This is a genomic window from Bacillus sp. BC05(2025) (genome assembly GCF_056725905.1).
Window position 1 is genome coordinate 69,607 of the sequence record NZ_JBWYRA010000006.1, and the last position, 20,936, is coordinate 90,542.

Genomic DNA, 20,936 nt, shown 5'->3' on the forward strand with positions numbered 1-20,936 from the left:
AATAAATTTCTTCTATCCTATACATAGGTTAGGGCAAGGAGAAATTAGAAATAAAAAGTGTTTTTTATTGTGCACCGTATGCGCTGGTTTTTTATAAAATGATGATTTTAAAAAGGAGATGTTTATATTTAAAATTTAATTTATATATAAATTCCGAAAAATTAACTAATTATCGAAAAATAAAATATAAGAAAAAGTGAGGATAATATGAAAAAAGTAACTAAAGTAGTCATCGTTGGTGTAGTAACAATTGGTATAGGAGTTGGAGCGTATATGACGTTCGCTGGGGGATCTGAACCAGTTATGACCTATAAACTATCTGAAGTACTAGAGAAAAAAATTGAGAATCAGCAAAGATTTGCTGGTGAAGTAATTCCAAATGGATTGGAAACCATTTCATTTGATCCAACAAAAGGTACGTATGAATTGGCTGTCCAAAAAGGGGATGAAGTAAAGAAAGGACAGCTTCTGTTTAAATACAATGATCCAACTGTTAAACAAGGCGTAGCAGAAGCAGAAATGCAAAAGAGAATTGCACAAAAAGAAGTAACATTACAGCAAAAACAAATTGATGCAGCAAAACAAAAACTACAAAAAGAAAAAAATGCTGGTCTGCCTGCGGAAGCAGTAAAAGCATCAGAAATTGAAATTCAAAAATTAGATTCACAACTTGAAATGATGAAGTTTGAAGTAGAAAAAGCTGATGAAATGATTAAAGCGGCAAAAGAGAAAGTAAATACTCTTTCTGTAACAAGCCCAGCCGATGGTGTCATTGACGATATTGTGAAAGTTTCAGATGAAAAATCCGGTATGAGCGGTATTACAATTCGTCACGCTGGCCCGTTTAAAGTGAAAGGACAACTATCTGAATATGAACTAGCTAGCGTCCAAGTTGGAGAAGAAGTAACTGTTACCTCAAAAACTGTTGCTGGCAAGACTTGGACAGGAAAAGTAACAGAAATCGGTTCTACACCGCTAAAGAGTATGGATGAAAATAAAACAGTTTCTAACTATCCGTTCACTGTTACATTAGATAATAATGAAGAATTACAAAACGGATTCCATGTATATGTAATGCGTAAATCTAGCGGAGCAACTGGTACAATCATTCCGAAAAGTAGCATCTTGAAAAAAGGTGACAAAAATGTTGTCTTTGTTGTAAAAGATGGAAAAGCAAAAGAACAAGCTGTTACGGTTGAATCTGAAAAGGGTAGTGAGGCGAAAGTTTCTGGAGTGAAAAAAGGTGAACAGATTATCTCTAATCCTTCTGTAGATCTAAAAGATGGTATGGAGGTCGCTAAGCAATGATTAACTTACAAGGAATTACCAAATCTTTTCAAAATGGTGCAGAACCAGTTCAAATATTACATGGAATTGATGTAACGCTAAATCAAGGAGATTTCACTTCTATCATGGGACCGTCTGGGTCTGGTAAATCTACATTAATGAATATTATCGGTTGCTTAGATAAGCCCACGACGGGTACGTATGAATTAGCTGGTCAAAACATTTCAAATATGTCTGAAACAGAACTCGCACATGTTCGCAATAAAGAGATTGGATTCGTATTCCAAAACTTCATGTTATTGCCGAGACTCACAGCACTTCAAAACGTTGAATTACCGCTTATTTATGCAGGAGTCGATAGAAAAGAAAGACAAGAGCGTTCGTTAGCAGCTTTAACAAAAGTGGGTTTAGCTGATCGTGCTACTCACTTGCCAAATGAATTGTCAGGTGGTCAAAAGCAGCGTGTTGCAGTCGCACGTGCAATTGTAAATAACCCGAAATTTATTTTGGCAGATGAACCAACAGGTGCGCTAGATACAAAAACAAGTGAACAAATTGTAAATCTATTTTACGAATTAAACAAACAAGGTTCAACAATTATTGTGATTACCCACGATCGTGAAATTGGGGAAGCCGCAGCACGTCAAATTGTTATTCGTGACGGAAACATTGTTCAAGATTGGAGAGAATAAATTTGAATATAAATGAAAATATACGTATGGCTATATCTTCTATCTTTGCACATAAAATGCGATCCATTTTAACGATGTTGGGATTTATTATTGGAATTAGTGCGATTATTACGATTCTCGCAATGGGTGATGGACAAACTGCAAAGATGCAAGAAGAAATTGAAAAGAACAACCATATGGATGAAATTAATATAGAGTATATCAATCCGGACCTCCCATTAGAGAAATCGAAAATTACACCAGATATGGTAAAGCAATTACAAGTGATACCAGGTGTAAAGGATGTGTATCCAGATGTGAGCATGAACGTAAAAGCATATACGGGGTCACAAGATGTTGCTTTTGGTTTGAGTGCGGGAACAGGTAATTTTATGCAGGACCGTAAACTAAAAATAGTACATGGGCGTGAGTTAACAGAGACTGAACTGGAAAAACCAATCCCTGTTGTCATTCTCAGTGAAGCTTTATTTACAAAATTGTTTGATATTTGGAAAGATGATTTGTATATAGATATAAAAGGAAAACCATATAAGATTGCCGGGGTGTATAAATATGATAATCTATTCCTATCAAATGTGCTTGCAGGATATACATCGATTGACAATGTACCGTTGATTTCAGGGGTTGAGGAATATGATCAAGTGACAATTAAGTTATCTTCTCCTAGTGAGAGAGAAAATGTAGAGAAACAAGCTTTATCCGTATTAAATGAATTGAAAGCACCAGAATTCGAACATTCATTTAAAGCGATAGATAATGCGGCAACACTCAGTCAAGGACTAGAAGAAACATCCCGAGAGTTACAAATGGTGTTCGCTGTTATCGCGGGGATTTCTTTAATGGTAGGTGCTGCTGGTGTGATGAATATTATGCTTATATCCGTTACAGAGCGCACGCGTGAAATTGGTGTTCGAAAAGCGCTTGGTGCAACAAGAGGGGAAATATTAATGCAATTCCTCATTGAAGCTTGTATTTTAACAACTTTTGGCGGAGCGATTGGTTTTGTATTTGGTACGTTCTTTTCCTGGATAGCTGCCCTCATAGGTGAATGGCCACTTATTATTTCTTTAAAATTCGGTCTACTATCTGTTGGAATATCTATATTGGTTGGCATTGCCTCTGGTATAATTCCGGCTAATAAAGCATCTAAATTGGATCCAGTTGATTGCCTACGATATGAATAATAGTGTAGGTGAAATGTAAGATGTGTTAGAAAATAGCTAATACCCCTATTGGTATATTTTGTTTCATAACATAGTATTTACTGTATAGATAAATACTATGTTACAACTAGGGTATTAAGTTACAAAATAGGAAAAAAGGAAGGTTTTAAATATTATGAATTCTTCATTCGGTGTATTATCAATTGTTGGAGGAGTCATTGCTTTACTTATGATTCTAGTTTCATTAATTAGGAAGAACAAATCAATGAGAAAGAAATCAATCATTGGATTCGCTGTATGTTTCATTGTATTGATCATTACTACGATTACGACACAAGAAAAAAGCGAACCAACTAAAGAAGAAATAAAACAAATGCAAAAAGTTCATCAAGAAGATATAGAAAAGACTGAAAAAGAGAAAGAACAAAGAGAAGCTAAAACAAAACAAATGCAAAAAATTCATCAAGAGGATATAGAAAAGGCTGAAAAAGAGAAAGAACAAAGAGAAGCTAAAACAAAACAAATGCAAAAAATTCATCAAGAAGATATAGAAAAGACTGAAAAAGAGAAAGAACAAAGAGAAGCTGAAATAAAACAAAAATCTGAAGAAATAACGAAACAACATGATGCAGAAAAAAAGTAGAAGAACAAGCGAAGTTGAAAGAAGCTGAATATTGACAAGCAATTGCAAAACAGAGTCAAGAAATAGGAAAAGCACTAGGGAAAATGGGAACGATATTCTAAACTCCACAAATGCAAAATAAAGAATGGGTTGGAAAAGCAGTTGTTGCTCTTTCTCTAGTGAAAAATAATGCTGACAATCTTTCGAGGGAACAAGTAAATACATTCAATACAGTTTCAATCATAGAAAAGTAACAGCTATCATGTGATACTGTTAAGACCCAAGATGAATATCTAAATTTATCTTGGGTTTTTCATCTTTTTCTAAATGTACAAAGGTTTTTGCGAACGCTTAAAAGGGAGTTTATTTTCCAATAGAATCGGTTAAAATGGTAAGAAAATTCAATTTTCTAAAACGAGGAGTAAGTAAGGGATATGGAGTTTTTTAAGATAAATACTAGCGTTTTATATCCTGTTTCACCGAAAGAAATTGGAACCGGGATGTGTGAAAGTTTAAGTAGCTATATTATTCGTTTATCCACAGAACATAATATTATGACAGGGATATTAATTAATAAAATAGTAGCTCCTATTTTAGATAGTAGGTATATATTAAATAGCAGCATCAATGGAGGAAATAGATTTTATGATGGAGCAAAAAGTTTAAATAGCTTTGATAAAAGTGCATCAGAATTTACTCGTATTTTAGGATTGTTGACAGGTAGAAATGATATAAAAGAGACAACACTGAGGGAAATCAAAGATTTGATTGCATCAAGAGACTTATTAAAAAATAACTTAGCTTGGTGTCCAATATGTTTAAATCACTGGAAAGAAGATGCTTATTATCCATTGATTTGGTTTTTTAAAGATGTAAAGATTTGTTTACGGCATAATTGTGAGTTGAAAAATATCTGCCCATCTTGTAATAAACAATTGCCAATATTACATAGAAAAATGTTGATTGGCTATTGTCCTTATTGTAGTAAATGGCTAGGAACAAGTGAAATAAAAAGAATAGAGAATGATAAAGAGCTATTTAAGGCACAAGGAATAAGTAATTTAGTAGCAAATCGTTCATTTTTAGCTCGAGGAGATGATAAGGAATCCATTTCTAATGCTCTTTTGCAGTTAATTAATTGTTACACGAATGGAAATTTAGCAGAATTTGCGAGGTTGATTAATATTCCAAAAGTAACACTATGGGACTGGGTTTATGGTGGGAGATTACCTTCACTAGGAAAAGTTTTGGATATCTGTTTTAATAGCAATGTTTCATTAATACAGCTCTTAAATGGTGATTGTAAATTAAATATCAAGTTTAACGAAAAGGTTGAACCAAAACGAGAGAAAAACTTAATAAGAAAAAAGATTAATCAAGAGAAGCTACAAAGGAAATTAGAGGTATTCCTTTCGCAAAACTCATCGATATCTCTATCAAAGGTCTCTAAAATACTTGGATATGACAGGAAAGTATTAATGTCTAAGTTTCCAGAGATATGTCGTCTGATTGTAAACCAGCATAAAGAGTATTGTATTCAACAAAAACATAACAGAAATATTGAATTGATGAAAGGTGTCGATAGGGCAATTAACTATCTTCAAGAAAATGAAGTCTATCCTAGCCGAAGAGAAGTTGAAAAGTATTTAAATAAACCGGGCCTTCTACATGAAAGGCGAATACGTGAAGAATGGTTAAAGAAGATATTAGAATGAGAAGATGAGAGGAGTCTATTTATGTTAAGTGATTTTGAATTTGAACAGCTATGTTTAAAGTTACATTTATCTAAGCAAACCCAAGAATTCATAAATCATATACGTGTTTCTGAACCTGTACGTCGTGTAGGAGGTGGGCATCATAATGTATGTGGAACATATCCTAGTAAAAAAATGGGCTACACAATTCAATATGAATCTTCTAAGGTTGAGTTACCAGCTATTTTTATGATGGAGAATGACCCAAATGTTTTAGAGTATTATGATCAACCAACTAAAATTAAACTTCAATATCAAAAGTCTAATGGTAGAAAAGTGGCACCTATTTATACTCCAGATTTTTTAGTCATTACAAAAGATGCTATTTACTTTGAAGAATGGAAAACTGAAAAAGAACTTATAAAATTATTTGAAAAAGAGCCAGTAAGATATAAAAAAAATGAAAAAGGGCAATGGTGTTCCCCACCGGCGGAACAATGGGCAGTGAAGCAGGCTTTAAAATTTAGAGTTAGATCAGATAGTGAAATTAATTGGGTATTGTCCCGTAATTTTCAGTTTTTAGATGATTATTTAAGAGCTGGTCAACAAAATGTATCAAGTGATATTAAAAATGTTATCTTCAATATAATTAAAACTTCTCCAGGAATATCCCTTCAAGACTTAATTCAATCTTCTAATTTATATTCAGCTGATTATGTATACAATTTAATAATATGTAATGAAATTTATGTTGATTTAAATACTTATTTACTTAGTGAACCCGATAGACATCCTGTATTTATAAGCGTTGAACAGTATCATTCTTTTATAAATAGTGCTATTAATGAGCAACAACAAGAAAATTGTAAACCTGAAATAGTGAGCACTGATATAGGTACTAATGTAATGTGGGATGGTAATCAGTATCTAATTATTAATAATGGTAATGAACAGATAACCCTATTGTCTTCAGAAGAACAAGTTGTTAAAGTTTCGGAAAATGTATTTATGGATTTATTTGTAAAAGGAAGTATTAGAGGAATTAATACAATGAGTCGGGATAAAGAAAAAATAAGAAGGGAGATACTTATACAAGCCAAACAAGCTGATTATGAAATTGCGAATAAAAGATATGAGTTAGTAAGGAAAAAGCTAAACGGAGAATTAAATGAGAATAATGATGTACCTTCCAGAACGATTAGAGACTGGACTAAAAAATTTAAAGAAGCGCAACTTTTATATGGAAACGGTTATTTAGGCTTAATTCCTAAAAGTAAAGATAGGGGTAATAGAAGTGATAAATTGCCACCGGAATCCATCGAATTAATGAAAGAATACATTAAACGAGATTACGAAACCAATAAACAAAAGTCAATGAGAGTTGTTTATGGTTCATTAATTAATGCTTGTGAGGAAAAAGGAATTATTGCACCAAGTTATAAAACATTTACGAATTATATTAAAGTACGTCCAAAAGCTTTGGGAATAGAAAAGAGAAAAGGGAAGAGAGCAGCATATAATTACAATCAATTTTATTGGGAATTAGAATTAAAAACACCTAGACATGGAGAACGAGCTTTTCACGTTTGTCATATTGATCATACAGAATTAGATATTGAGCTCGTCGATTCAAAAACAAAAAAATCTTTGGGAAGACCATGGCTTACCCTTATGACAGATGCTTACTCAAGAAGAGTTTTATCCTTTTTCTTAACATTTGATTCACCTAGTTATCGTTCAGCTATGATGGTGATGAGGGAGTGTGTTAGAAGACATTCGAGATTGCCTCAAATAGTTGTTGTAGATAATGGAAAAGAATTTAGTAGTGTGTATTTTGAAACATTATTAGCATACTTTGAAATCACAAAAAAATCTAGACCGCCCGCTAAGTCTAGGTTTGGTTCTGTAATTGAAAGGATGTTTGGGACGACTAATACAATGTTTATTCATAATTTAAAAGGCAATACATTGATTATGAAAGATGTTCGTCAAGTTACCAAAAGCGTAAATCCCAAAACTCATGCGGTATGGACGATTAAAGAATTATATGGATATTTAAATGAATGGTTTGAAGATGTATATCATAAGCTTTCTCACCCTTCATTGGGACAAACTCCTTTAGAATGTTTCGAGCAGAGTTTTGTGATTAGTGGCTCTAGAGAATTTAAATTAATTCGTTATGATGATGAATTTAAGGTTTTAACCCTGCCCTCAACTTCTAAAGGTATAGCAAAGGTACATGTAGGGCGTGGTGTAAAAATTGATTATAAATATTACTGGTGTAGTGAATTTAGTAATCCAAAAGTGGAAAATACAAATGTAGCTGTTAGATACGATCCTTATGATATCAGTATCGCTTATGCATATGTAAATAATAAATGGGTTAGATGTATATCGGAATACTATTCAATTTTTAGAAATCGAACAGAGAGAGAGTTAAAACATATTACGGCTGAGCTCAAAAAAAGGTTTAAGAATCATAATAAGTCGTTTAATATTTCTGCGAAAATGATAGCCGATTTTATTAACAAGAGCGAAAAAAGTGAAAGAGCATTTGAACAGGCAATTAAAGATCGAGAAATGCAATCAATTGTTAGTAAGGAGAAAGGTGATAGATTAATTATTGAAAATCAACAAGAAGTTGAGGAAGCATTTACTAGCCAGGAAAAGATCAATGTATTGAATTTTGAGTTTAGGCCATTAAAGCGATTTGGTGAAGGAGGGTAATGATGTCTTCGCAAAGAAATTTTCCCCAAGAACTTTTATTAGAGTCTAGTGAAAAAAGAGGTACATGGTTTGAACAATATGTAAAAGTTGAACATCCTATTATGGAGAATATTGTAGAGGATTTAGTTGAACGTATTAAAAACCCGGCCGGAAGTAATTTAATTATGGTAGTTGGTCCAACTGGGGTGGGAAAGACTACTGTACAAGAATTGGTAGTACGTAAAATTTATCAGTGGTGTGCCGAAAAAGAAGACATAGATAACAGGATACCCATTACAGGCTTAGAGTTACCCTCTCCAGAGTTAGGAAGATTTAATTGGAAAGCTTATTATAAAAGGGCATTAGAAGCTTTAAATGAACCATTAATTGATTTTAAGGTAGATTACGATACTTTAAAAAAGGATGGAAATAGAACAAAAATAAGTCCTTATGACAAAAGAACATCTCCTGAATTAAGGCGTTCTTTAGAAAAAGCTTTTTATTATAGAAAGCCTTTGGCTTTTTTAGTTGATGAAGCTCAACATTTTTCAAATATTGCAAGTGGAAAAACGTTGCACTTGCAATTAGATGTTATTAAATCCTTAGCAAACATATCTGGTGTATTACATATTCTTGTTGGTCATTATGATTTAGCTGATTTTATTAATTTAAGTGGACAATTAAGTAGAAGGGTTACAGACATTCACTTTGCAAGATATAATGCCAATAATATTGATGAACTAAAACACTTTGTCAATGTTTTAGCGAATTTACAACAACAACTCCCTTTAGAGAAAGAACCAGATTTAATAAATCATTATGATTTCATATATGAGCGTACACTGGGATGTGTAGGGATTTTGAAAGATTGGCTTAGTCGGTGCTTAGTTGGTACCTTAAACAATGGCGAGGTTACAATAAGTTTACAGTCTTTGAAAAAGTACGCTTTACCGATTAGTAAAATAGAAGTAATGATGGAAGAAATTAAAGTAGGCGAAGATAAATTTAATGAAGATAAAGATAAAGTTATTGAATTGCGAGTAAGAATGGGACTAGATAAATTTAATGTGGATTCAGTGAATCAAGTATCTTCAAATCTGCATAGTAACTCAAAGCAAAATGTAGGTGTTAGAAAAGCTAAACGTGATGTAATAGGGAAGTGAAATAATGGGGATTCAAAGTATAGATCCAGTGATACGCAATGAATATAAAGTAGATGTTAGTACACTGTATTCAATAGAGCCTATAGGATTAGGAACTCCCTATGTAGAAAGTTTGACTAGCTATATCTCAAGGTTAGCTCATATCCATAATGTTAAGGTTAGCGTATTAATTAAAAGGATTATTGTTAAAGAATTGAAGCATGAATCAGTAAGAAATAAGTTATATAATCAAGGAATATCATCAGTTACGCAAGGAATAAATGGCTTTGGTGATATCTGTTTAGATTATGTACAAGCATTAGAGAAATTAACGGTAAGGAACGATATTATTTATTTGACTATGCTGTCATGGACATCAATTATAAATGTGAGAAAAATAGTAGATAATCATAGGAAGTGGTGCTCAGCTTGTTTAGATGAATGGAAAAAGCAAGAAAGCCCCATTTATGAACCGTTAATTTGGTATTTGCGTGGAAGTAAATATTGTACAGTACATAAGAATAGGTTATCCGAAATATGTTGGAATTGTTCAAAGAAATTGATGTATCTACATGGGAAGATTCGTATGGGGTATTGTCAGTATTGTCAAGAATGGTTAGGAGAAACTAAAAATTATAAAATTAAAGAAGCTCAATATCACGTAACTAGCAAAGAGAAAGCATTAGTCAATGATTACGGTCTATTATTAGAAATGGCTCCGAAGATTTTGGAGGTGCCATTAAAATATAAAAGTATAGTTATTATCAAAGAAATTAAGGATGAATTAGGTATTTATGTAAAGGAATTAGCGGAGTTTTTTTTGGTAAGTCCATCTTCTATATTTGGTTGGTTAAATGGAAGGAAATATCCATCTATCGACTCTCTTTTCGAATTTTCTTATCATTCTAATGTTAAGTTGTATAATCTTCTTACAGAGGAAATTTCTCAATATAAAGAGGAAATGAATAACCTTATGTTAATAATTAAAGCAAAAGATAGTAAAAAGAAAATGAATATAAAGAGTAGGCAATTTAAGAAATCGATTTTAAAAGATGTATTAGAAAAAGAATTAGAATCAACTGAATCGAAAAGCCTAGCTGACATACGTATAAAGTATGGGTATGCACCAGTTACAATAAAAAAACATTTCCCTAATTTATATCGGAAAATTAAATTGAAACATAAGATACATAAAGATAGCATTATCAAAAAACGAAACGATGAAAGAAAAGAAGCGTTAGAGAAGATTGTAAATGCTAATTTATATGAAGATTTGAGTTTATATTTAATTTTACAGAAATTAGAAATTTCTCGTTCTGCAGGAAGAATTAATTTCTCAGAAGTATGTAATAAAATTAGTAAGAGATATAAAAGCTATCAATTAAAGATGAAAGAAGAACGTAAAATAAGAATTATCAAAGAAATTGAACATTATACTTACTATCTACATAATCAAGGGATTTATCCTAGTGGACACCAGCTTGCTAAATATCTTTCTGAACCTGCGTGTGTCCTTAAACCAGTTTTTCGAGAAGCTCACCTAGACTTATTAAAAAAGTTAGGGTATCGCTAGTAATGTAGCGTTGGTTGTCTTTGTAGAATAATATCTTTCTTTATGAAAAATGTAACTCTACTGGAAATTAGTAAAACTTTAGTTATAACGATTAAGAGAAGTGTGAGATTCATTATAAAATTACAAAGAGCACCTAAAAAGGTGCTCTTTGTAATGAGCCTGACGGGAATCGAACCCGCACGCCACAAAAGGACAATCGATTGCAATTTGAGTGTGTTTGCCAGTTCCGCCGCAAGAATTTTAGGAACGTTCATGTGATATTAATTGAATTAAGAATATTTAATTGTAGGTACAGCTGAAAATAGCGGCAAGGTTATGGGTTAATCCAAAACTTTGGGCAATAATATGGTTCATATTTTATAAGGTTATCCTAAAAAAAGAATGGTTTATGGCAATAATATGGTTCAAACTGTGGCTGATTTATGGTTCAAATCACATATTTTGTATGATATGAACCATAACTTTGCCAGGTTGGCGAGGTTATGGTTCTTTTTGTTTTGTAGTTTTATAAAATGCTGAAGTTGAGGACAGTCCCCTTGAAACAGAAACTGAATGAATAGATATTGATGATAAGTAGGTAGGTACACTCTACCTTTAATGGTTACATAATATGTATTTAAATCTTCATATCCTTTGTGTTTCTATTCGCATCTATTGTAAGATTATATAGAGTTCTCCGAATAAGCCGTTATAATGGCTTTTTTAGGAATCTAATATCTATAAATTTAAAGTTATTTTTTTGAGATAATTTTTTATGTAACTAAGTTATATTAAAGTAGAGGTGAACCATCGGTGAGGCAGGTGTTAGTAATTAAGAATGAACGGTCTTTAGCAAAGAAAATCGTAAGCGGTTTAACGCAAGAGGGCCATTTCATTTTAAAACTTCACAATGAAAACCAAGGTTTAAATATAGCATATGAACAAGATTGGGATATTATCATATTGGATTGGGATTCATTAAGTATATCGGGACCAGAAATTTGTAGACAAATACGACTTGTTAAAAAGACACCAATCATTATTGTGACCAATAATATTTCTAGCGAGGATTGCGTAGCAGGGTTACAAGCAGGAGCAGATGATTATATTAGAAAACCATTTGTGAAGGAAGAATTAGTAGCAAGAGTTCAAGCTATTTTAAGAAGAAGTGACTATAATCAGCAAAATGAGACAAACTTTTTTCAGTTTAAAGATCTCTTTGTTGATGCATCTAGCAATATTGTGAAAAAAGGTGGCAAAAATCTCTCGCTTACGAAGCGTGAGTATGATTTACTTGTATTTTTAATTAAGAATAAAAATACAATATTAAGCCGTGAAATGCTTTTGAACCAGGTTTGGGGATATGACGTAGTAGTAAATCCGAATGTAGTAGACTTATATATTGGGTATGTAAGAAAAAAGCTAAAGTGCGAGAAGAAAGACAGATATATTCAAACGATACATGGCAGAGGCTATTCAATGGTTGAATGATAAAAATAAGATAATAAAAGTAGTTTCTGTGAAATATTAGCTATTACTGTGCGTATTTTGTAAAGAAAGGTCTCTGTCTCGTATTCGTTGAGACAGTATTTAATGAAGGTTAATCAACAGTCCTGACCGCACATATTACTTTTTTTGCTTGATTTTATGAATTCACACCATTCACAAGATTTTCACAGAATTAATGACTATACTTATTTACAGGATGTTCAAATGAAAATGATTATCAATAGCAGTTTGGGTACATAAAAGTTACTGTTTAATTTAATCTATCGATGCTATCATTTTCGAACTAAATTACATAATAAGGAGTATACGTATGAAAAAAACTATGCTTTTAAAATTAGTAAGTATTCTAGCAATTTTTACTTTAATGTTAGTAGCTTGCTCAGATTCAAGTAAGGAAACTTCGAAAGCTAATAAAGGTGATAGTAGTGATAAGCCAAAAACGGTTGAAATCACTGATGCTCATGGAACTGTTAAAGTCCCTGTAAATCCAAAAAATGTAGTTGCTTTAGATAATAGAACGTTTGAAACTTTAGCTGATTGGGGAATTAAATTAGCGGCTGCTCCAAAGGATATCATGCCTGCGGATTCAGCATATAAAAAAGATGATTCAGTTAAAAATATCGGGAATCACCGCGAACCAAATCTTGAAATTATTGCAGCGGCAAACCCTGACCTTGTAATCGTTGGTCAAAGATTTGCTGATCATTACGAAGAAATCAAAAAATTAGTGCCAAATGCAGCTGTTATTGATCTTAATTTTGATGTTTCTGAGAAATCTACTACGCCTGGAAAAAATTTGGTAGATGGACTTAAAAATTCAACAACTACTCTAGGAAAAATCTTTGATAAAGATAAAGAAGCTAAACAATTAATAGCTGATTTCGATAAATCTATTGAAAAAGCAAAATCTGCTTATAACGGAAAAGATAAAGTTATGAGTGTTATCGTTACTGGTGGAAATATTGGCTTTGCTGCGCCGCACTCTGGTCGCGTTTGGGGACCTATGTATGAAATTTTCGGTTGGACTCCAGCATTAGAAGTTTCGAATTCTACTGCAGGTCATAAAGGTGATGACGTTTCTGTTGAAGCTATCGCACAAACGAATCCTGATTGGCTTTTCGTATTAGATCGTGATGCTGCAACATCTGATGCAGCTAAGTCAACACCTGCTAAGGATGTTATTTCTAAATCACCAGCTCTTCAAAACACAACTGCTGTTTCTAAAAAACAAGTTGTTTATGCACCAGAAGATACTTACACAAATGAATCAATTCAGACCTATGTAGAGTTATTTGGAAATCTTGCAAAAACTTTAGCTAAGTAGTGTAAAGGGGTACGAAACAGTGTCAAAAAATATGATTTCTAGGGTTGATAATATTTCTCAACCCCAGTTTTATAATCACAATAAAATATGGACAAAACCTTTTATAATAGCGGTTATAGTTGTTATAATTTTAGGGATTATATCACTGTTTACTGGAGTTTATGATATACGTGGACAAGAGGACGGAATGGAGATGTTTTTCATCACTCGTGTTCCGAGAACAGTTGCATTAATGCTTACTGGAGCTGCAATGGCGATGGCAGGACTCGTAATGCAACTCATTACACAGAATCGCTTTGTTGAACCTACTACAACGGGGACGATTGAATGGTCAGGCTTAGGCCTGCTTTTTGTGTATTTATTATTTCCTGCCCCGACTTTAGTTCAAAGAATGACTGGTGCAATCATTTTTTCTTTTATAGGAACTATGATTTTCTTTCTATTTTTAAGAAGAGTTAAGCTTCGTTCGTCTTTAATTGTCCCGATTATTGGATTGATGCTTGGAGCAGTTATTTCGGCAGTGTCTACTTTTATGGGACTTCTTTTTCAAATGACGCAAAGCATTGAAACTTGGTTCGTAGGTTCATTTGCTAACATTCAGGTGGGAAGATATGAATATTTATGGCTGATTGTTATCATTACTTTGCTTATTTTTATGTATGCGAATAGATTGACTTTAGCTGGACTAGGAGAAGATGTCGCAACAAGCCTTGGCGTTAATTACAATAGAATTGTTCTTTTTGGGACTGCTCTTATCTCTGTGGCAGTTGGAATTGTTGCAGCTGTTATTGGACACTTACCTTTCTTGGGATTAATTGTGCCAAATATTGTTTCCATGTTTAGAGGTGATGATCTTAGAAGTAATTTACCTTGGGTATGTGTAATCGGAATGGGGGCAATCACTGCCTGTGACATCATTTCTCGAACAATTATAAAGCCGTTTGAATTACCTGTTTCTTTAATACTTGCAACAGTGGGAGCGGTCGTGTTTATTACTATTCTATTAAGACAAAGAAAACCAAGGAGGCTGCGATGATCACATTAGATTATAGAAATAAAGAAAATGTCGAAATCGATTCTAGCCTTCATAATGAAAGTAGATCAGCTAGTGCTTTTCGTTCTAAGAAGGAAGCAAGACGTTATTGGATTTTACTCATAGCATTGATTGCTTTAGGTCTCCTTTCTTCATATGGACTTTTAGTTTATAACAATCCAGTTCCGATAGATTCACCTTCTTTTATCCCAGTTGTTAAGAGAAGGATAGTAGCTATCGTTGCAATGATTATTGCGGCAGTTTGCCATAGCTTATCGACAGTTGCTTTCCAATCTATTACGAATAATAAGATTATTACTCCTTCACTTTTAGGTTTCGAATCACTTTATTCAGCAATTCAAACGAGTACAATATTCTTCTTTGGCGCTAGTGCATTAATAAACTTTAATGGAATTGGATCATTTTTATTTCAAGTTGTTGTGATGGTCTTCATGAGTTTGATACTTTATGGATGGTTACTTTCCGGTAAATACGGGAATTTACAACTTATGCTTTTAGTTGGAATTATTATTGGTACTGGGCTAAATTCTGTGTCAACTTTCATGAGAAAACTACTTGCGCCTTCAGAATTTGATATTTTACAAGCGAGATTATTTGGTTCTGTTAATCATGCAGACCCTGCATATTTTCCGGTTGTAATTCCAATGATCATAATTGTAGCGTTATTAATTTTTACTCATTCTAAGAAATTGAATGTTTTGTCACTAGGAAAGGATGTTGCTACTTCTTTTGGGGTTAAATATCAACCTAGTGTAATTTATACGCTTGTGTTAGTAGCTATTTTAATGTCTATCTCAACTGCTCTAATTGGACCACTTACGTTCTACGGCTTTTTAGTAGCAACTTTGAGTTATCAGGCGGCGTCAACTTATGATCATAGATATATTTTCCCAATGGCTTTTGCTATAGGATTTTTAATAATGACGAGTGCATACTTTTTAATGTATCATGTATTCCATGCTCAAGGTGTAGTATCAGTTATTATTGAATTATTTGGTGGAATTATATTCTTAACTATTGTTTTAAGGAAGAGGGCTTTATGATAAAAATTGATAATGTTAAAAAGTTCTATACCGATAAGGTGAAAATAGGACCTTTGGATATTGAAATACCAAAAGCGGGCTTTACTTCTTTAATTGGACCAAATGGCGCTGGAAAGTCAACGACACTTTTGATGATTGGAAGACTTTTGGATATGGATGAAGGTCAAATCCAAGTAGCGAATATGGATGTTTCTGAATCCAAATCAAAAGACTTAGCAAAAGTTTTAACTATATTGCGACAAGAAAATCATTTTGTAACGAGGCTTACTGTTAGACAATTAGTTGGATTTGGGCGTTTTCCGTATTCGAAGGGAAGATTAACGAAAGAAGATGAGGTTATCATTTCTAAATATATCGATTTCTTAGATTTAACTAATTTAGAGAATAGATATTTAGATGAGCTTTCTGGTGGTCAAAGACAAAGGGCATATGTAGCCATGGTGTTGTGCCAGGAGACTGAATATGTGCTGTTGGACGAGCCGCTGAACAATCTTGATGTTGCGCGTTCTGTTCAAATGATGGAGCATTTGAGACGTGCAGCTAATGAATTCGGAAGAACCATTTTGACTGTTATGCATGACATAAATTTTGCAGCGAAATACTCTGATAAAATTTGTGCTATGAAAGATGGACAAATTGCTGCTTTTGGAACAGTAGAAGAGGTTATGGACTCAACACTTTTGACAGATATTTTTGAAACAAAAATAGAAATTATTAAAGGTCCTTATGGGCCAATCGCGGTTTATTAATTACAAAATGAGTATGCGAAAAAAGCTGCTGTCTATATTTTATAGGCAGCAGCTTTTTTGTGCGATTGCCTATGAGGTTGCATGTATAAAAAAGCTCTTTTACATACGGTAAATGTTATTCTTTCATTTTAAAAATGTCGTAATCAAAAGGGGAGAAGTAACATTATGCTTACAGTGCGATTTTACATGTGGTGATATACTGTTTATGAGTGTTTGTTGTGTCGGTTTTTGTCGGTAAGTCGATATTCTCTGTCGAATCGTCGATATATTGAAAAAATCGTTGATATATTGTGAGTTATCGTCGATATATTTGAAAAATCGTTGATATATTCTGGGGAGGGCTAAAAATGATTGTAAAAGAGCGACAAATGCCGATCTATTTACGGCAATTAGAAGCGTTATTTAGGCGATTACCCGCTCATCATCCGAAACGAGATATGATTGTAGAAAGTTTAGCGAAGCATAAGGCTGGTTATAAAGGCGAACAAGCTATTAATTATTCACTAAGTTTCCTGTCGGAGGAGAAATATCGTATTTTGCACGATATAAGGTTGTTCGACCGAAATTACCATTTCCAAATTGATACGATTATCATTTCCGCCTATTTTCTTCTTTTCCTCGAAATAAAAAATATAGCAGGTACATTATTATTTGATTCAAAGTTTAATCAGCTTATTAGAATATCAGAGGGGAATTCAGAAGGATTTCCAGACCCAATTTTACAAGTGAAAAGGCAAGAGCAACAGCTTAGGAAATGGTTAAGTCTAAATGGATTTTCTCGTTTTCCAATTGAATCGCTTGTTGTGATTAGCAATCCCCGAACTATTATTAAAGCTTCAGATGATAATCTCCTTAATACAATTATCCACAGTGCAAATTTACCTAATAAAATCAAATGGTTTGAGAGTAAATATAAGAAAAAAGCTATAAAAAATGTAGATATTCTTATTCGTCAAATAGTAGCCAACCACGCTCCATTACGGCAAAATATTCTTGAACAATTTAAAATTAAAAAAGAAGAGTTGTTACACGGTGTACAATGTGAGGTATGTTCTGTACTACCAATGTTTAAATTGAAAAAAGGCTGGTATTGTTCGAACTGTAAAGCTATCTCTAAAGTGGCGCATGAATTTGTTTTAAAAGATTACGCACTTCTTATTGGTGACACTTGTACAAATATGCAGTTGAAGAAATTTCTTAACGTTCAATCGAGTGCGACTGTCAAAAGACTCCTCCAAACAATGAACATCCCCCATACCGGCACCAACAAAGGTCGGAAATATGATTTAACCCACCTCCAATTATAATTTTGCTATAATAAATAAGTATTTACGTGAAGGAGAGTGTGAAATGAAGTTTAATATCGATCATTACATAGCTAGCGTTTTACAGTGGATATTGAATATAGCGTTGATTATATTATCCATTGTCTTATCTATCTTTTTAATTAACGAGACTATCACATTTATTCAATACATATTTTCAACAAAGGAATATACATCGTATAAATTGGTTGAGAGTATCATCGTCTATTTCTTATACTTCGAGTTCATCGCATTGATTATTAAGTATTTTAAATCAAATTATCATTTCCCGTTACGCTATTTTATTTATATAGGAATTACGGCTTTAATTCGATTAATTATTGTGTCTCATGAGGAACCGATGGAGACGTTGTTATATGCGGGATCCATTCTTGTTTTAGTTATTGCTTTATACATATCGAATATGAGAGATTTGAGAAAAGAGTAGTAGTGCAGACATAAGTTTGCACTACTTTTTTATGTCTTGACCTTCAAGTTACTTGAAAGTTTACAATGAAATTAGGGCGTTTGAAATTGAAAAAAATTGAGAAATTAAGTGAAGAGGTTTCTTTTACTTGGAGGTTATAGAAATGAATCAGGAATTGAAGTTACGTCCATTAGAGCGAGAAGATTTAAAGTTCGTACATGAACTGAATAATAATGCACATATTATGTCGTATTGGTTTGAAGAGCCATATGAGGCATTTGTGGAGCTGCAGGATTTATATGATAAGCATATACATGATCAAAGTGAACGCCGATTTATCGTTGAGAAAGACAATGAGATGGTTGGATTGGTCGAGTTAGTAGAAATTGATTATATTCACCGTAGAACAGAATTCCAAATTATTATTGATCCGAATTATCAAGGGTATGGTTATGCAGCAGAGGCGACGCGTTTAGCGATGGATTACGCTTTTGCCGTATTAAATATGCATAAAATATATTTAGTTGTTGATAAAGAGAATGAAAAAGCTGTACACGTTTATAAAAAGGTTGGATTTATGGTGGAAGGAGAACTTCTCGACGAATTTTTCGTGGATGGTAACTATCATAATGCAATAAGAATGTGTATGTTTCAGAAGGAATATTTTGAAAGCAAATAGTTAAATGATTTGGAAGTAATGTTGACGCTTCGTAAAACTGTATGCTAAAATCCCTTTTAAGTATTAAGGAAGGTGCAGAATATGCTTTATATAAAATTTGTAAAACTCATTAGAAAACTTTGCTCCGCACAAATGTATACGGTGAAGCGTTGTACGGAGCTTAATCAAGGGGTATAAATCCCCTATATTCATCGGCTGAATAACTTTTCGAAAAAAGTATAGTTTATCTATGCTTATTTCGTTATGGTTTTTCAGCTGGTGTATAAAATAGATTAAGGGGCCATAGACAATGCTTTGTCTATGGCCCTTTGTGTATTTATTCCGATGAGTCTTTACTTATAAATTGGAGTAGTATAGGAAAAACCACGAAGCAGAGGGCTAGTGTCGAATGACGCTATCTCTCTGCTTTTTTTAATTTCAGGAAAAGAGGAATAAAAATGAGTTTACTTAAAGTTGAAAGTTTATCACATAGTTTTATAGATAAAGTATTATACGAAAATGCTTCTTTTGATTTGCATAAAGGGGAGCATATGGGGATTGTTGGACAGAATGGTGCAGGAAAAAGTACGTTAATGAAAATATTGGTGGGGGAAATTATTTCTGATAAGAGGAGCATTAAGTGGCACCCTAATATTCAAATTGGACATCTTGATCAATATGCAGAAATTGATGGTAACTATACTATTTCACAATATTTAAAGCGAGCTTTTAATGATTTGTATGAAATGGAAGATAGAATGAACAAGTTATATGAAGAAAGTGCGATGACTGGAGATGAGAATCAACTATTGAAAGCAGCTGAAATACAAGAGCAACTGGAAGCTCGTGATTTTTATTCAGTAGAAAGCGTAATAAATAAGGTAGCAGCCGGTTTAGGTATTGATGCGATTGGGATGGATCGTGTTATTTGTGAATTAAGCGGAGGGCAGCGTGCAAAGGTAATTTTAGCGAAGCTTTTATTAGAGGAGCCTAATATTTTATTACTAGATGAACCGACAAACTTTCTTGATAAAGAGCATGTGGATTGGCTTGCTAATTATTTAATGAATTTTGAAGGGGCGTTTATTGTCGTATCTCATGATTTTGATTTTCTAGAAAAAGTGACTTCTTGTATATGTGATGTAGAGTTTGGAACGGTGAAGAAGTATTACGGAAAATACTCAGATTTTGTAAGACAAAAGGAGCATTTGCGAAAAGATTATATTCGTCAATATTATGCACAACAAAAGAAAATTGAAAAAACGGAAGAGTATATTCGTAGAAATATTGCTGGGGTCAATTCAAAAATAGCACAGGGACGTAGAAAGCAGTTGCAACGTATGGAAAGAATTGCGCCACCAAGTTTTACTCATAAACCGTCTATTCATTTTCGGGAACTTCCCATTTCAGTTCAGACAGTTCTTGAAGTAAATAATCTTGAAGTTGGCTACGATTTTGCTCTCTTACCAAAGTTGAATTTTTCAGTAATGGGTGGACAAAAACTTGTTATTACAGGTTTCAATGGAGTAGGGAAATCTACTTTGTTAAAAACAATCGTTGGAAATATTGCTAGTATTTCTGGAGAGTTTCACTTTTCAGAGCAAATAAAAATTGGATATTATGAGCAAGATTTAAATTGGAGCAATGATTCTTTAACGCCGCTTCAAATTATTTCAGAACAGTTTCCTAAACTGAATAGGAAGGAAATACGCCAGCATTTAGCTGCATGTGCTGTGAAGGATACGCACGTTTCGCAAGAAATTTGTACGTTAAGTGGTGGTGAACAATCGAAGGTGAAACTATGCGGATTATTACTATCACCTTGTAACTTCTTAATTTTAGATGAGCCGACAAATCATTTAGATGCAGAAGCAAAGGAAGCTTTGCAAAAGGCACTAATTAAGTTTAAGGGCAGTATTATACTTGTATCTCACGAAGCAAGTTTTTATCTTGATTGGGCAGATAGTATTTTTAATATAGAGACAGGATTAGTTAAGGGGGTGTGAAACG

General features: G+C 33.2%; 17 protein-coding genes. All 17 read left to right on the forward strand.

Annotation, left to right across the window (positions count from 1 at the left end):
- The first annotated feature begins 207 nt into the window (after window positions 1-207).
- The 17 genes from ACZ76X_RS19275 (at window position 208) to ACZ76X_RS19355 (ending at window position 20,932) form a co-directional block, all read left to right on the forward strand.
- The gene (locus tag ACZ76X_RS19275) at window positions 208-1,308 is read left to right on the forward strand and encodes an efflux RND transporter periplasmic adaptor subunit (RefSeq protein ID WP_479851395.1); all 1,101 of its coding nucleotides are present in this window, start codon (window positions 208-210) and stop codon (window positions 1,306-1,308) included.
- Window positions 1,305-1,979 (forward strand): ABC transporter ATP-binding protein, encoded by a 675-nt coding sequence (locus tag ACZ76X_RS19280; protein ID WP_479851396.1) that lies wholly within the window; start codon window positions 1,305-1,307, stop codon window positions 1,977-1,979. Before ACZ76X_RS19275 ends, ACZ76X_RS19280 begins: the two co-directional genes overlap by 4 nt.
- Window positions 1,980-1,981: 2 nt before the next feature.
- Window positions 1,982-3,163 (forward strand): ABC transporter permease, encoded by a 1,182-nt coding sequence (locus tag ACZ76X_RS19285; RefSeq protein WP_479851397.1) that lies wholly within the window; start codon window positions 1,982-1,984, stop codon window positions 3,161-3,163.
- 154 nt (window positions 3,164-3,317) lie between these two features.
- Window positions 3,318-3,785, forward strand: coding sequence for a hypothetical protein (locus ACZ76X_RS19290; RefSeq protein ID WP_479851398.1), 468 nt, complete (start codon window positions 3,318-3,320; stop codon window positions 3,783-3,785).
- Window positions 3,786-4,198: 413 nt separating this feature from the next.
- Window positions 4,199-5,479, forward strand: coding sequence for a TniQ family protein (locus ACZ76X_RS19295; RefSeq protein ID WP_479851399.1), 1,281 nt, complete (start codon window positions 4,199-4,201; stop codon window positions 5,477-5,479).
- 21 nt (window positions 5,480-5,500) lie between these two features.
- A complete protein-coding gene (locus ACZ76X_RS19300; protein ID WP_479851400.1) occupies window positions 5,501-8,185 on the forward strand; it encodes a TnsA endonuclease N-terminal domain-containing protein in 2,685 nt (894 codons plus the stop codon).
- A gap of 2 nt (window positions 8,186-8,187) precedes the next feature.
- Window positions 8,188-9,327 (forward strand): AAA family ATPase, encoded by a 1,140-nt coding sequence (locus ACZ76X_RS19305; protein WP_479851401.1) that lies wholly within the window; start codon window positions 8,188-8,190, stop codon window positions 9,325-9,327.
- A 4-nt stretch (window positions 9,328-9,331) separates the two neighbouring features.
- On the forward strand, window positions 9,332-10,879 hold the full coding sequence (locus ACZ76X_RS19310) for a helix-turn-helix domain-containing protein (protein WP_479851402.1): 1,548 nt from the start codon (window positions 9,332-9,334) through the stop codon (window positions 10,877-10,879).
- 792 nt (window positions 10,880-11,671) lie between these two features.
- The gene (locus ACZ76X_RS19315; protein WP_166688257.1) at window positions 11,672-12,349 is read left to right on the forward strand and encodes a response regulator transcription factor; all 678 of its coding nucleotides are present in this window, start codon (window positions 11,672-11,674) and stop codon (window positions 12,347-12,349) included.
- Between the two features lie 328 nt (window positions 12,350-12,677).
- Window positions 12,678-13,691 carry a siderophore ABC transporter substrate-binding protein gene (locus tag ACZ76X_RS19320; protein ID WP_479851403.1) on the forward strand — a complete coding sequence of 338 codons (1,014 nt, stop codon included), beginning with the start codon at window positions 12,678-12,680 and terminating at the stop codon, window positions 13,689-13,691.
- Between the two features lie 19 nt (window positions 13,692-13,710).
- Complete coding sequence (locus ACZ76X_RS19325) at window positions 13,711-14,727, forward strand: ABC transporter permease (protein ID WP_479851404.1); 1,017 nt, start codon at window positions 13,711-13,713, stop codon at window positions 14,725-14,727.
- Window positions 14,724-15,788 (forward strand): iron chelate uptake ABC transporter family permease subunit, encoded by a 1,065-nt coding sequence (locus tag ACZ76X_RS19330; RefSeq protein WP_479851405.1) that lies wholly within the window; start codon window positions 14,724-14,726, stop codon window positions 15,786-15,788. Before ACZ76X_RS19325 ends, ACZ76X_RS19330 begins: the two co-directional genes overlap by 4 nt.
- Complete coding sequence (locus ACZ76X_RS19335; protein WP_000590066.1) at window positions 15,785-16,537, forward strand: iron ABC transporter ATP-binding protein; 753 nt, start codon at window positions 15,785-15,787, stop codon at window positions 16,535-16,537. Before ACZ76X_RS19330 ends, ACZ76X_RS19335 begins: the two co-directional genes overlap by 4 nt.
- A 347-nt stretch (window positions 16,538-16,884) precedes the next feature.
- Window positions 16,885-17,844, forward strand: coding sequence for a nuclease-related domain-containing protein (locus ACZ76X_RS19340; protein ID WP_479851406.1), 960 nt, complete (start codon window positions 16,885-16,887; stop codon window positions 17,842-17,844).
- A gap of 43 nt (window positions 17,845-17,887) precedes the next feature.
- The gene (gene psiE, locus ACZ76X_RS19345; RefSeq protein ID WP_000671178.1) at window positions 17,888-18,289 is read left to right on the forward strand and encodes a phosphate-starvation-inducible protein PsiE; all 402 of its coding nucleotides are present in this window, start codon (window positions 17,888-17,890) and stop codon (window positions 18,287-18,289) included.
- A gap of 142 nt (window positions 18,290-18,431) precedes the next feature.
- Complete coding sequence (speG, locus tag ACZ76X_RS19350; RefSeq protein WP_479851407.1) at window positions 18,432-18,947, forward strand: spermidine N1-acetyltransferase; 516 nt, start codon at window positions 18,432-18,434, stop codon at window positions 18,945-18,947.
- Window positions 18,948-19,384: 437 nt separating this feature from the next.
- Window positions 19,385-20,932: an ABC-F family ATP-binding cassette domain-containing protein gene (locus ACZ76X_RS19355; protein WP_479851408.1), complete on the forward strand. Its 1,548-nt coding sequence runs from the start codon at window positions 19,385-19,387 to the stop codon at window positions 20,930-20,932.
- Window positions 20,933-20,936 lie beyond the last annotated feature (4 nt).